Source organism: Nonomuraea sp. KM90, from assembly GCF_052246675.1.
Classification (GTDB): Bacteria; Actinomycetota; Actinomycetes; order Streptosporangiales; family Streptosporangiaceae; genus Nonomuraea.
The window spans coordinates 20044-32412 of sequence record NZ_JBQQCB010000012.1 but is presented as its reverse complement, the minus strand read 5'-3'; the positions used below and the strand labels follow the sequence as shown (position 1 = coordinate 32412).

Sequence of the window (12369 nt, the reverse complement as noted above, 5' to 3'; positions counted from 1 at the left end):
ACTGTGCTTGAGGTAGCAGGCTCGGCTCCATGAGCGAAGTGATGAGAGCGGCGGCGTTCGCCGAACCCGGCGGTCCCGAGGTGCTGAAGGTGATGGAGCTGCCCGCGCCCCAGGCGGGTCCCGGGCAGGTCCGGGTGCGTGTGCGGGCGGCCGGTGTGCAACCCTTCGACGCGGCTGTACGGGCGGGGTGGCTGCCGCCGTACATCGAGGACCCGGGTTTCCCGCGCGTTCCCGGCAACGAGTTCGCCGGCGTGGTGGACCAGGTGGGCACGGGCGTTTCCGGGGTGTCGGTGGGGGACGAGGTGCTCGGGTTCACCGCGCTGAACGCCTACGCCGAGTACACCGTCGTGCCGGCGGCCAACGTGGCGGCCAAGCCCGCGGAGGTGCCGTGGGAGGTGGCCGGCGGGCTGACCGCGGGCGTGCAGACGGCCGAGCTGGCCATCGACCGGATGGGCCTGGCCGAGGGTGAGACGCTGCTCGTGCACGGCGCGGCCGGGTCGGTGGGCACGGCGGCCGTGCAGATCGCCAGGAGGCGCGGGGCCACCGTGATCGGCACCGCCCGCGAGGCCAACCACGACTACCTGCGCGCCCTGGGCGCCATCCCGGTCGTCTACGGGGAGGGGCTGGCCGACCGGGTGCGCGCGCTGGCGCCCTCCGGGATCGACGCGGCGCTGGACGGGGCCGGCGGGCACGCGCTGGAGGTCTCGATCGAGCTGGTCCGGGACCGGGGGCGCATCGTCACGCTGGTCGAGCATGCCAAGGCGGCCGAGCTGGGCGTGCGGCTGGTCCAGGGCGACCGTTCCGCGGAGCGGCTCGGGCGCTACGCCCGGCTGTACGCCGAGGGGGCGTTCACCTTCCCGGTGCGCCGGGCGTACCGGCTGGAGGAGGCCGCGGACGCGCACCGGGAGATCGAGACCGGCCACGGCCAGGGCAAGATCGTCATCACCATCTGACGCTCACCGCCTCGGCGATCGCGAGCTGGATCTCGCTCAGCTCGCGGTCGCCGTCCTGCGCGTCCCACAGGCAGTTCTGCAACGCCCGGCCGAGCGTCCAGCCCGCCGCCCGCCGCCGGTCCATGCCGAGCCCGTCCACCATGAAGTCGAAGCGCCGCAGCACCGCGCGCGGCACGTCGCCGGTCGCGACCACCTCGTCCCACCGGTTCCACAGGACGGGCATCAGGTCGAAGCCGGGGTCGCCGGCCAGCGGCTTGGGGTCGATGGCCAGCCACGGTTCCCGGTCGGCGGCCAGCACGTTGTCGTAGTGCAGGTCCCAGTGCAGCAGCCGGTCGCCGGGTTCGGCGACGAGCTCGGCGACCGCTGAGGCGCACCACCGCAGCCAGTGCCGGTCCCGCTCCCGCGGCAGCACGGCGAGTGCCTCGCCGACGTCGTCCAGCATGTCCCGCGCGATGTCGCCCAGGCGGCGCACGCCCTCGGGCGCGGGGTGGGCGGCCAGCCGGCGCAGCAGGCCGGCCACGGTCTCCAGGGCCTCCATGACGTCGGGCACGGCCGCCAGGGACCGGCCGGCATCGAGGCGCTCGAGCAGCAGGGTGCCGGTTTCCGGGTCCGCGTCGAGCAGCCGCACGCAGCCGTCGCCCGCCCAGGCGCGCAGGGCCACGGCCTCGTCGGCGGTCTCGCCGGTGACGGGCTGGAGCTTGAGCGCGGCCCTGGTGCCGTCGGCGCGTACGACGGGCAGGACGAGGGCCACGATCCCATGGGCGGGCTCGCCGTCCAGCCGCAGGTCCCACTCGTCGAGATAGCGCTCGGCCAGCGCCGGCAGCCCGGCGGTCCAGGCCGGCCCGGCGTCCTCGTCGTACTTGAGGTGGGACGCGGCCAGCGCCTCCGGAACCTTGATCCTCATGCCCCCAGTCTGCCAAGGGCCGCGGGTCTAGGGCTTCCCCCAATACGCACCCTGAGGCGCGCCCGGAAACCCCGTGCCTACGCTGCAGCCATCATGGATGGAGGGGATGGCCATGACGACGATCGTGTTCATCCACGGGCGGGGCCAGGAGGGCAGGGACCCCCTGGTGCTGCTGGAGGAGTGGCGCGCCGCCCTGTGCGCCGGGCTCGGCACCGCCGCGCTGACCACGCGGGCCGTGCTGCCCTACTACGGCAACGTCCTGCACCGGGTCACCGCCGAGGCCGCCAGGCGCGCCGACGTCCTGGAGAGCCTGCCGGAGGGCGATACCGAGGAGATGCCGTTCCACCCCTTCCTGCCGCAGGAGGTCGGGGAGCTCGAACGCAGCCTCATCGCGGACCTGGCCATGACCTCGGGGGCGCCGCCGGCGGCGCTGGGCATCGAGGACGTCCTGACGTGGGCGCTGGCCCGCCGCATGCTCGCGTGGGTCTCCCAGCGCACCAGCGTGGACAAGGAGATCATCAAGATCTTCCTGCAGGACGTCGCCGTGTACCTCAGCCACGGCCGGCAGCCGGTCCTGGCCGAGGTACGCCGCTCCCTGCCCGCCTCGGGCCCCGTCGTCCTGGTCTCGCACAGCCTGGGCACGGTGGTGGCGCGCGACCTGCTGGTGGAGGAGGGGCTGCGGCAGCGGGTGGCGCTCTGGGTGACGGCCGGCTCGCCGCTCGGGCTGCCCACGGTCCAGCGCAACCTGCTGGCCAAGGGGACCAAGCACCCGGGCGTGCCGTGGCTGACCACGTACGACGTGAACGACATCGTCGCGCTCGGCCACCCGCTGGATCCGCCTTGGGGCACGCCGCTCAGCCAGGTCGAGGTCCAGAACCACGACGCACCCCACGCCATCGACCGCTACCTCCGCCACCGCACGGTAGCCACCCCGATCGGCAAGGCCTGCGCCTGACCCGGGACAGGGGCGCGGCGCGGGCGGGATCAGTAGTGCCAGGGGAACGGCGACCAGTCGGGCTCGCGCTTCTCCAGGAAGGAGTCGCGCCCCTCGGCGGCCTCCTCCGTCATGTACGCCAGCCGCGTCGCCTCGCCCGCGAACACCTGCTGCCCCACCAGCCCGTCGTCGACGGCGTTGAAGGCGAACTTGAGCATCCGCTGCGCCGTCGGCGACTTGCCGTTGATCTTGCGCGCCCACTCCAGGGCCGTCTGCTCCAGCTCCTCGTGCGGCACCACGGCGTTGACCATGCCCATGCGGTGGGCGTCGGCCGCGGTGTAGGTGTCACCGAGGAAGAAGATCTCGCGGGCGAACTTCTGCCCGACCTGCCGGGCCAGATAGGCCGACCCGAAGCCGCCGTCGAAGCTGGCCACGTCGGCGTCGGTCTGCTTGAAGCGGGCGTGCTCCGCGCTGGCCAGGGTGAGGTCGGCCACCACGTGCAGGCTGTGCCCGCCGCCCGCGGCCCACCCGGGGACCACGCAGATCACGACCTTGGGCATGAAGCGGATCAGGCGCTGCACCTCCAGGATGTGCAGGCGGCCGGTCGAGGGCGTGCCGTCGGCGTACTGGTAGCCGTCCTTGCCCCTGATGCGCTGGTCGCCGCCGGAGCAGAAGGCCCAGCCGCCGTCCTTGGGCGAGGGCCCGTTGCCGGTCAGCAGCACGCAGCCGACGTCGGTGGTCTGCCGGGCGTGGTCGAGCGCGCGGTAGAGCTCGTCCACCGTCTGCGGGCGGAAGGCGTTGCGGACCTCCGGGCGGTCGAAGGCGATGCGTACGGTGCCCTGGTCGACAGCCCGGTGGTAGGTGATGTCGGTGAAGTCGAATCCCTCGACCGCCTGCCACGCCTTGGGATCGAACAGCTCGGAGACCATGGCGGAGAGCCTAACGGATCCGGCTTCCGGCCCCCCGTCCGCGCCCGGGCACGGACGGGGACACGCCGGCAGCCCTCCGGAAGCCGTTCGCCCAGAGGTGCCAGGGAGACCCCTGACACCGGGACGCCGGCTAGGTGACCTCGGCCCGCAACTCCGCGAGCAGTTCCCCCTGATCTGCCAGCATGTCGGTGAGGATGCGCCGGGCGGCGCCGAGCAGATCGGCCAGTTCGGGCGTGGCCAGCGTGTAGACCACGGTGCTGCCCTCGCGGATGGCGCTCACGATTCCTGCTCTGCGCAGGACTGCGAGCTGCTGGGAGAGGCTCGAGGCCTCGATGTCGATCTGGGCCAGCAGGTCCCTGACGGGAAGCGGCCCTTCCTGGAGTAGCTCCAACACTCGGATGCGAGCGGGGTGGCCGAGCGTTCGGAAGAAGTCGGCCTTGGCCTGGTGGACCTCCACGTGCATATAGCCCAGACTAATCCAGCGCAGTTGCATAATTCTTCAAGTCGTAACGTTGTTGGATAGCATGGACAGCGGGGACTAGGGAGTAGCCATGGGCCGAGGAAGAGCCAAGGCGAAGCAGACGAAGGTCGCTCGCCAGCTGAAGTACACCAACCACAACATCGACTACGACCGGCTTCGCGAGGAGTTGGGCGCGGACACGCGACGCGAGGACCGCTACCCGCCTACGCCGTCCGAGCAGGAGTCCGAGCGCGGGCGATGACTCGGGTCAGCTTCGCGGGTGCCAGGGTGACGTTTTTCAGCCGCCTGGCCTCCGGTGCCTGATCGGGCGCCGTGAGCTCCAGGCGGTTCAGCACCTCGCGGATGATGACGCGCATCTCCAGGAGCGCCAGTTGCGCTCCGACGCAGAAGCGCCGCCCGCCGCCGAAGGGCATCCAGGCCCTGCTCTGGTGCCCTTCCAGGAAGCGTTCAGGACGGAACTGTCCGGGCGTGGGGAAGGCGGCGGGATCACGGTGCACGAGTGGGATGTACGGTCCGGCGTACCATCCGGCCGGGATCTCGTAGTCACCCAGCCGCAGCGGGGCGTCGAGCAGCCTCGGCGCTTCGTAGACGACGGGCCGCACCCGTAGCACCTCCTTGACCACGGCGTCGAGGTAGGGCTCGTCGTCCGGCAGCCGCCGCAGGATCTCGGGCATGCGCAGGAGCCGCTCGAAGGCCCAGGCCAGGCCGGTCGCGGTTGTCTCGTGCCCGGCGATGAGCATGGTGATCAGCTCGTCGCGGATCTCCTGGTCGTCCAGTTCGGTCTCCAGCAGCCGGCCGAGCACGTCGGTCCCGCCGGGTGCGGCACGGCGGCGGCGGATCTCGTCGAACAGGATCGAGTCCACCTCGGCGCGCAGCCGCAGGAACCGGCCGTACGACAGGAACGGCACCCGGCCCACGGGCCCGCGCAGCCGCTCGGGCAGCATGGTCGACTGCATGGAGCCGCCGGTCTCGATCAGCTCGGGCAGCAGCGCGCGCAGGCGGCCGATGCGGCCGGCGTCCCTGATGCCGAAGATCAGCCGGATGATGATCTCCAGCGTGATCTCCTGCATGCGGTCGCGCAGGGCGAACGGCCTGCCCAGCGGCCAGGTCCCGATCTTCTCCGCCGCGATCGCGGCGATGTCGTCGTGGTAGCCGGCGACCTGCTTGGCGCGTAGCGGCGGGTTCAGCGTCTTGCGGTGCCGCCACCACGGGTCGCCGTCCAGCGTGAGCACCGAATGCGCGCCCACCATGTGCTCCAGGAAGTCCCGCCGCGCCTCGCCCGCGCGGCCGCCGCCCTGGTCGGTCCGGTAGACCTGCTCGGCGAGCTCGCCTGTGGTCACGTAGACCTCCGGCGGGAAGCCGGAGTAGCGGACGGTGAAGATCGGCCCGAACTTGCGGTGGTAGCGCTCGAACGCCCGCGGCGCGTCGGCCATGAACCACGCGGTCTGCACGACCGCGGGCAGCCTCGGTCCCGGAGGGATCATCGTCGTCTCCTCTTATAGATGTACGTACGTCATAGACGCTCGTATACATCTGTAGCATGGATCCCGTGGCACGAACAGACGCCGGTGGATACCGCGAACGGCTGCTGGCGGGAGCGGTGAGCTGCCTGCAGGAGAAGGGCTATGCCCACACGACCGCCCGAGACCTGGTGGCCGCCTCCGGCACCAACCTGGCCTCCATCGGCTACCACTTCGGCGGCAAGGACGCGCTGCTCAACGAGGCCATCGCCACGGTCTTCGAGCAGTGGACCGAGCGGGTGGAGAAGTCGGTCTTCGGCGCCGAGCTGGGCAGCCCCAGGGAGATGCTCGAACGCGCGATGGCCGAGCTGGTCGACGCGTTCGAGGAGCTGCGGCCGCTGCTCGTGCTCTGCGTCGAGGGCTACCCGGCGGCGCTGCGCGCGCCCGTGCTGCGGGAGAAGCTGGCCGACGCCTACACGCGCAGCCGCGTGGCGGGCGCCGACATGATGCGGCGGGCGGCGGCGGAGCTCGGGGTCGAGCTGCCGATGGCGCCCGAGGTGATGGTGTCGGTGCTGGTGGCGATCTCGGACGGGCTGATGCTGCAGTGGCTCCTCGACCCGGCCGCCACGCCGGACTCCCGCCAGGTCGTCGACGCCCTCGGCGCGCTGGGCGCTCTCGTCACCTGAGCCGGCGCCCTGGCCGTCGTCGGCAGGCAGCCCCGCCGGGCGTTCCCATCACCTGATGGGAGGCGCGGGGCAAAGGTCTCTCCTGTGAGGAATGTCACCGGCGGGTCTGGGCAGATCCCCGGATGACGAGGAGATCGAGACATGCGCATAGGAATCGTGGGTTCCGGAAGGCTGGGCTCGCCGCTCGGCCGCCTGCTCGCGGTGGCGGGCCACGACGTGTTCTTCAGCGACGCCGAGCCCGCCCGGGTGGCGGCCGCCGCGGGAGCCGCCGACGGCCAGGCCCGGGGCGGCTCGCCGCTCGAGGCCATCCGGTTCGGTGAGGTCGTCGTCCTGGCGGTCGGGTGGGAGGCGTTCCCGGCCGTGGTGGAGGAGCTCGGCGACGCGCTCGCGGGCAAGATCGTCGTCGACCCGAGCAACCCGATCGGCGAGCGGGACGGCGCGGCCGTGGTGGTGGCCGTGCCCGGCGGGCTGACCAGCCCGCAGTACCAGCAGCACGTGCTCGGCACCGACGTGCGCCTCGTGCGTACGTTCAACACCAAATACCCCAACGAACTGCTGGAGCTCGGCACCGCCGGGCAGCGGGGCGGTCCGCGGGCCGACATGCCCTACTGGGGCGACGACGACGGGGCCAAGAAGGCCGTGGTGCCGCTGATCGAGGACGCCGGGTTCACCGCCATCGACGGGGGCGGCCTGTCCGAGGCCCTCTGACCGTCAGGTCGCGCAGGTGTCGTGGGTGGCGTCGAAGCCCTTGATCGCCTCCGTGTCGTCGGCGCGCAGGGGCTTGAGGCCCTGCCAGTCGTCCCCGACGACCAGCACCAGCCGGTTGGTACGGGCGGCCGCCACCTGCCTGGGAGCGGCCTTCAGGAGGTCGCCGGAGAGCGTCGGCACGCGGGTCTCGCCGTTCGGGCCGTAGAGGATCGTGGTCTTCGCCTGCGGCTTGCGGGCCGTGTCGCCGATCTTGGAGATGTGATAGCCGCGCTGCTCCAGGAAGGCGGCCACCTGGGTGCCCAGCCCCGTGCGCCAGGTGCCGTTGCGCAGCTCGACCTGGATCTTCGAGCGGCCCACCTTGGCCTGGCCGCCCTTGACGCCCTCGACGCTCTGGTCCTTTGCCACGATCTGGAAGAGCCGGCCCGCCTGCGGCTGCACCCACTCCACCCGGCCGGGCTGGGTGAGGGAGTAGTGCCACGGCGTGGTGATGAAGCGGATCTTGCCGGCATCGATCCCCTGAAGGCTGGTCGCCAGGTCCTTCATGACGCCGAAGGTCAGCCCGCGGTCGGTGGTGACGGCCTTGGTGCCCGCGTCGAGGATGCCCCAGAGCTTGGCGGGGTCGGTGAGCGTCTCGCCGCTCATCACCTTCTTGACCATCGAGGCGATGAACATCTGCTGCCGCTGGATGCGCCCGATGTCGGAGCCGTCGCCGAGGCTGTAGCGGGCGCGTACGTAGCCGAGCGCCTGCTCGCCGTCGAGCGTCTGCCGGCCGGCCGGCAGGTGCAGCAGGGCCTTCTTGTCGTTGACCGGCTCGGGCAGGCAGACCTCGACGCCGCCGACGGCGTTCACGATGCCCTTGAAGCCGGTGAAGTCCACCTTCACGAAGTGGTCGATGTGGACGTGGGTGAGCGACTCGATCGTCTTCCAGGTGCAGCCGATGCCGCCGGAGTTGAACGACTCGTTGATCATGCCGAGGTGCGCCCGCTGCCCCGGGAAGGCCCCGGTGGCGCGGCAGGCCGGGAGCTGGACGAGCGAGTCGCGCGGGAAGCTGACGACCATCGCGTTGTCGCGCTTGGACGACACGTGGACCAGCATGATCGTGTCGGTGCGCTCGCCCGCGACCCGGCCGTATCTGGCGTTCTTGCCGTCGCGCTGGTCGGAGCCGACGACCAGGACGTTCATGGCGGTGCCGGCGACCTTGGGCGGGCGGGTGGCGCCGAGATCCTCGGCGGTGACGTCGTCGTGCTTGATGTTGCCGGTCAGCCGGGCGAAGACGCCCACCGCCGCGCCGACGACCAGGAGGACCACGGCCACCGTGACCGCGATCGCCCAGCGCAGCCAGGGACGGCGACGCCGCCGGGGCGCGCCGGGCTCGGAAGGCGGCGCGTCGACAAGCCCGCTGCTCACGTGACTCCAACAGGGACGGGGCCGAGGGCCGCCGCCCATGGCCAAGAGCCTCGCCGTACAGATCTCGGCCATTGAACGTGCCCGATCGTACTCGGTCGGGCACGATCCCGCGTCCCCAGTCAGCTCACTCGGTCAACCCATCCGGTCAACCCATCCGGTCAACCCAGCCGGTCGGCTCAGCCGGTCGACTCAGTCGGGGACGTTCATCCGCAGGGACACCGTGCCGCGCAGGTCGAGCCAGGCCGTGCCGGGGGCGCGTACCAGCCTGAGGACGACCTCCTCGCAGCCGGGGCAGCGGGCCACCAGGCCGGGGTCGGGGCCGTACACGCGGAGCGAGGCGACCGGGCCGGTCAGGCCGCAGCTCGCGCAGCGGCCGGTCGCGGAGGTCACGTCCACCGCGAAGATCTCGCCCAGCGGGCCCGCCAGCACGTTGCCGTCCAGGTGTTCTGCGGTCATGTCAGCCTCCGGTGGGACCGAAACGTTCGGTTCGGATGCGCTCGGGGGCGTGCCCGAGCGCGAGCAGCAGGTCGGCCGCCGCCTCCACGAAGGCCGTGGGCCCGCAGACGTAGCAGTCGGGCTCGAACGAGGCCGGCCAGCCGCCCTCGGCCAGGTCGTCCAGCATGATGCGGCCGGCCGGGCGGGACAGCCCGTCCGGCGCCGACCTGGTGTAGAGGTAGGTGAGGTCGAGCCCCGGGTCCGGGCGGCGCAGCTCCTCGGCGTAGTAGCGGCGCTCGGGGTCGCGCAGGGAGTAGATCAGGCGGAACGGCACGCGGCTGCCCGCCAGCCGGCGCGCCCTGATCATGGCCATCAGCGGCACGATCCCCGACCCGCCGCCGACCAGGAGCACCGGCGCCTTGCTCTCCGTACGCCAGACGAACCAGCCGCCCACGGGCCCGCGGATCTCGATCTGGTCGCCGACCTCCATCACGTCGGTCAGGTACGGCGACACCTCACCGTCGGGCACGGTCTCCACGGTCAGCTCGACCAGGTCGCCGTCGGCCGGCGCGGCCAGCGAGTAGCTGCGCTGCGCCGTGTAGCCGTCGTCGGCCGTCAGCCGCACGTCGACGTGCTGGCCCGCCAGATGTCCTGGCCAGCCGGGCATCCGGAAGCGCAGCGTGCGGGCGCTGGAGGTCTCGGCCACGCTCTCGACCAGCTCGGCCGGCCGCCAGACCAGGCGGCGCACCTAGTCGCCCTCGTAGCGCTGCTCGCGCCACGGGTCGCCGTAGTTGTTGTATCCGGCGGTCTCCCAGAAGCCGGGCCAGTCCTCGTTCAGCAGCCGGATGCCGCGCACCCACTTGGCCGACTTCCAGAAGTACAGGTGCGGGACGATCAGCCGGGCCGGCCCGCCGTGCCGGGGCTCCAGCTCCTCGCCGTCGAAGCGGTGCGCGATCCACGCCTGGCCGTCGAGGAGGTCCTCCAGGGGCAGGTTCGTGGTGTAGCCGCCGTAGGAGTGGACCAGCGCGTATTCAGCGGCGGTCTCGACGTCCTCGAAGAGCACGTCGAGGGAGACGCCCTCCCACGTGGTGTCCAGCTTCGTCCACTTGGTGACGCAGTGGATGTCCACCGTGGGAGTCTCGCTGGGCAGCGCCATGAACTCCGCCCACGACCACCGGTGCGTCTGCCCCGCCTCGGTGTCGATGGCGAACTCCCACCGGTCCGGCGGGATCCGTGGCGTCGGCCCCGCCGACAGCACGGGGAAGTCCTCGACCAGGTATTGGCCGGGCGGCAGCCGGTCGCCCGCGTCTCTGCGCTTCCCCTGAAAACCCCGCGAAATGATGCCCACGTCGCCTCCCCGAGCCCCATTTCACCACGCATGCCGCGGAAGGGCGGCACCGACCCGCCCGTGGAGTCACCGACCCGCCCGTGGCCTCACCAACCCGCCCGTGCGGTCAACGACCCGCTCGTGGCGTCACCAACCCGCCCGTGCGGTCAACGACCCGCTCGTGGCGTCACCAGGCCGGACTCGTAGGCGAAGACCACGAGCTGGGCGCGGTCGCGGGCGCGCAGCTTGGTCATGGCCCTGCTGACGTGCGTCTTGGCGGTGGTCGGGCTGATCACCATGTGCGCGGCGATCTCGTCGTTCGACAGGCCGCGGGCCACCAGCGCGGTCACCTCGCGCTCGCGGTTGGTGAGCACGTCCAGCCCCTCGGGCTCCGGCTCCGGGCGGCGGGCGACGTACTCGCCGATCAGGCGGCGGGTGATCGCGGGGGACAGCAGGGCGTCGCCGCGGGCCGCCACCCTGACGCCCTGCAGCAGGTCCTCGGGCTCGGTGTCCTTGACCAGGAAGCCGCCGGCGCCCGCCCGGAGGGCGTCGAAGACGTACTCGTCGAGGCCGTAGTTGGTGAGGATCACCACGTGGACGTCGCTGAGCCGCTCGTCGGCGGCGATCCGCCGGGTCGCCTCGATGCCGTCCATCACGGGCATCTGCACGTCGACGAGCGCCACGTCGGGCAGGTGCTCCAGGGCCAGGGCGATGGCCTGCTCGCCGTTCGCGGCCTCGGCCACCACCTCGAAGTCGTCCTCGGCCTCCAGCAGCGCGCGGAAGCCGCCGCGGATGAGCGCCTGGTCGTCCACGAGCAGCACGCGGATCACGTCGGGTCCCCCATGGTGAGCTCCGCGGGCACCCGCAGCGGGAGCTCCGCGCGTACGGTGAAGCCGCCCTCGGCGCGAGGCTCGGCCCGCAGCCGGCCGCCGAGGGCCGTGACGCGCTCGCGCATGCCCAGCAGGCCCACGCCGGGCGCGGGCGGCGCCTCCGCGCTGGCCGTGCCGTCGTCGTCCACCTGCACGACCAGCTCGTCGCCGCCGTAGTCGATGCGCACCGAGGCGGCGGCCCCGCCCGCGTGCCTGGAGACGTTGGTGAGCGCCTCCTGCACGATCCGGTACGCGGCCCGGTCCACCTCGGCGGGCAGCTCCCGGCGCCGGCCGGAGACGGTCACCGTGGCGGGCAGGCCGGTCGAGCGGGCCCGGTCCACCAGGTCGTCGAGCCGGTCGAGGCCGCTGGCCGCGGGCACGCCGTCCTCCTGGCCGGGGTCGCTCTCCAGGCCGTCCCGGTCGTCGGTGTCGCGCAGCACCTCCAGCGTGGCGCGCAGCTCGCGCATGGCGTCCCCGCTGGCCTCCTGGATCGCCAGCAGCGACGCCGGCACCTCGTCGCCGCGCTTGCGCGCCAGATGAACGGCCACCCCGGCCTGCACCTTGATGACCGAGATGCAGTGGGTGAGCGAGTCATGCAGCTCCCTGGCGATGCGCAACCGCTCCTCGCCCGCCCGGCGGCGGGCGACCTCCTCCCGGGTGCGCTCGGCCTCCGCCGCGCGCTGCTCGGCCTGCTCTAGGTACGCCTGCCGGTGCCTGGTCACCGTCCCCATCACCGCGGCGGCCAGGAACCAGCCCAGCAGCAGCGTCGTGTTCTGCACGATCGTCTGCGGGTCGCCCCCGGGGGTCTTGGCCAGGTTCACCGCCAGGGTGGTGCCCAGGAAGGCCACGCCGGCCAGCGTGGGCAGCAGCCTGCGGCCCGTACGCACCGAGCCGAACACCGCCACGAGCACGGGGAAGGCGACGGGCGGGCCCGGCTGCGCGTGAGCCGAGTAGACGAGCATGCAGATCGTGCTGACCACCAGCGGCACGAGAGGTGCCCGGCGCCAGCCGACGAGTGCGGCCGAGCCGATCAGGACGGCGACGAAGTCGATGGTCCCCGCGCTGGGGTTGACCACCACGGTGAGCCACAACATGGTGCCCACGACGACTGCCAGAGCCGCGTCCGTGGCGAGAGGGCGCCATCCGCGCACAAAGCTCATTCCTGCACATTAGAGCCTGTACGGGGAAACGTCCCTCGGCGCCCGGGCGGATTTCGGCACTACTCCCGGGGATGTACCCGCGCCGATCCTGCGCCCCGGGCGGTAGGGCAGAAGAC

General features: G+C 72.1%; 15 protein-coding genes. 5 read left to right on the top strand and 10 right to left on the bottom strand.

Going from position 1 to position 12369, the window contains the following annotated elements:
- Positions 1-29: 29 nt before the first annotated feature.
- On the top strand, positions 30-953 hold the full coding sequence (locus ACTWPW_RS15910; protein ID WP_443169131.1) for an NADP-dependent oxidoreductase: 924 nt from the start codon (positions 30-32) through the stop codon (positions 951-953).
- Here ACTWPW_RS15910 and ACTWPW_RS15905 read toward each other — a convergent pair.
- Positions 943-1857, bottom strand: a complete 915-nt coding sequence (locus ACTWPW_RS15905; protein WP_443169130.1) for an aminoglycoside phosphotransferase family protein — start codon at positions 1855-1857, stop codon at positions 943-945. The two genes, ACTWPW_RS15910 and ACTWPW_RS15905, sit on opposite strands and share 11 nt — an antisense overlap.
- A gap of 112 nt (positions 1858-1969) precedes the next feature.
- Here ACTWPW_RS15905 and ACTWPW_RS15900 point away from each other — a divergent pair, with 112 nt between their 5' ends.
- A complete protein-coding gene (locus ACTWPW_RS15900) occupies positions 1970-2812 on the top strand; it encodes a hypothetical protein (protein WP_443169129.1) in 843 nt (280 codons plus the stop codon).
- A 29-nt stretch (positions 2813-2841) separates the two neighbouring features.
- On the opposite strand, the gene ACTWPW_RS15895 is transcribed toward ACTWPW_RS15900, so the two are convergent.
- Positions 2842-3720: a 1,4-dihydroxy-2-naphthoyl-CoA synthase gene (locus ACTWPW_RS15895; RefSeq protein ID WP_375110547.1), complete on the bottom strand. Its 879-nt coding sequence runs from the start codon at positions 3718-3720 to the stop codon at positions 2842-2844.
- Positions 3721-3850: 130 nt separating this feature from the next.
- Positions 3851-4183, bottom strand: a complete 333-nt coding sequence (locus tag ACTWPW_RS15890) for an ArsR/SmtB family transcription factor (RefSeq protein ID WP_090938046.1) — start codon at positions 4181-4183, stop codon at positions 3851-3853.
- Between the two features lie 88 nt (positions 4184-4271).
- On the opposite strand from ACTWPW_RS15890, the gene ACTWPW_RS15885 reads away from it, so the two are divergent.
- A complete protein-coding gene (locus ACTWPW_RS15885) occupies positions 4272-4442 on the top strand; it encodes a DUF3073 domain-containing protein (RefSeq protein WP_375110548.1) in 171 nt (56 codons plus the stop codon).
- Here the strand turns inward: ACTWPW_RS15885 and ACTWPW_RS15880 are convergent.
- Entirely contained in the window at positions 4405-5685 is a 1281-nt protein-coding gene (locus ACTWPW_RS15880; RefSeq protein ID WP_443169128.1) for a cytochrome P450, read from the bottom strand. The genes ACTWPW_RS15885 and ACTWPW_RS15880 overlap by 38 nt on opposite strands.
- A 65-nt stretch (positions 5686-5750) precedes the next feature.
- Here ACTWPW_RS15880 and ACTWPW_RS15875 point away from each other — a divergent pair, with 65 nt between their 5' ends.
- Together ACTWPW_RS15875 and ACTWPW_RS15870 are read left to right on the top strand one after the other, a co-directional pair.
- A complete protein-coding gene (locus ACTWPW_RS15875; protein WP_375110552.1) occupies positions 5751-6347 on the top strand; it encodes a TetR/AcrR family transcriptional regulator in 597 nt (198 codons plus the stop codon).
- A 141-nt stretch (positions 6348-6488) separates the two neighbouring features.
- Entirely contained in the window at positions 6489-7055 is a 567-nt protein-coding gene (locus ACTWPW_RS15870) for an NADPH-dependent F420 reductase (RefSeq protein WP_364111822.1), read from the top strand.
- Positions 7056-7058: 3 nt separating this feature from the next.
- Here ACTWPW_RS15870 and ACTWPW_RS15865 read toward each other — a convergent pair whose 3' ends face one another.
- From ACTWPW_RS15865 to ACTWPW_RS15840, 6 genes are all read right to left on the bottom strand, one after another.
- Positions 7059-8462 (bottom strand): LCP family protein, encoded by a 1404-nt coding sequence (locus ACTWPW_RS15865; protein ID WP_375110553.1) that lies wholly within the window; start codon positions 8460-8462, stop codon positions 7059-7061.
- A gap of 189 nt (positions 8463-8651) precedes the next feature.
- On the bottom strand, positions 8652-8918 hold the full coding sequence (locus ACTWPW_RS15860; RefSeq protein WP_375110554.1) for a DUF6510 family protein: 267 nt from the start codon (positions 8916-8918) through the stop codon (positions 8652-8654).
- A gap of 1 nt (position 8919) precedes the next feature.
- Complete coding sequence (locus ACTWPW_RS15855) at positions 8920-9645, bottom strand: ferredoxin reductase (RefSeq protein WP_375110555.1); 726 nt, start codon at positions 9643-9645, stop codon at positions 8920-8922.
- The gene (locus ACTWPW_RS15850) at positions 9646-10245 is read right to left on the bottom strand and encodes a sulfite oxidase-like oxidoreductase (RefSeq protein WP_375110556.1); all 600 of its coding nucleotides are present in this window, start codon (positions 10243-10245) and stop codon (positions 9646-9648) included.
- A gap of 146 nt (positions 10246-10391) precedes the next feature.
- Positions 10392-11054 (bottom strand): response regulator, encoded by a 663-nt coding sequence (locus ACTWPW_RS15845; RefSeq protein WP_375110557.1) that lies wholly within the window; start codon positions 11052-11054, stop codon positions 10392-10394.
- Positions 11051-12253 carry a sensor histidine kinase gene (locus ACTWPW_RS15840; RefSeq protein WP_443169127.1) on the bottom strand — a complete coding sequence of 401 codons (1203 nt, stop codon included), beginning with the start codon at positions 12251-12253 and terminating at the stop codon, positions 11051-11053. Before ACTWPW_RS15840 ends, ACTWPW_RS15845 begins: the two co-directional genes overlap by 4 nt.
- Positions 12254-12369: the final 116 nt, after the last annotated feature.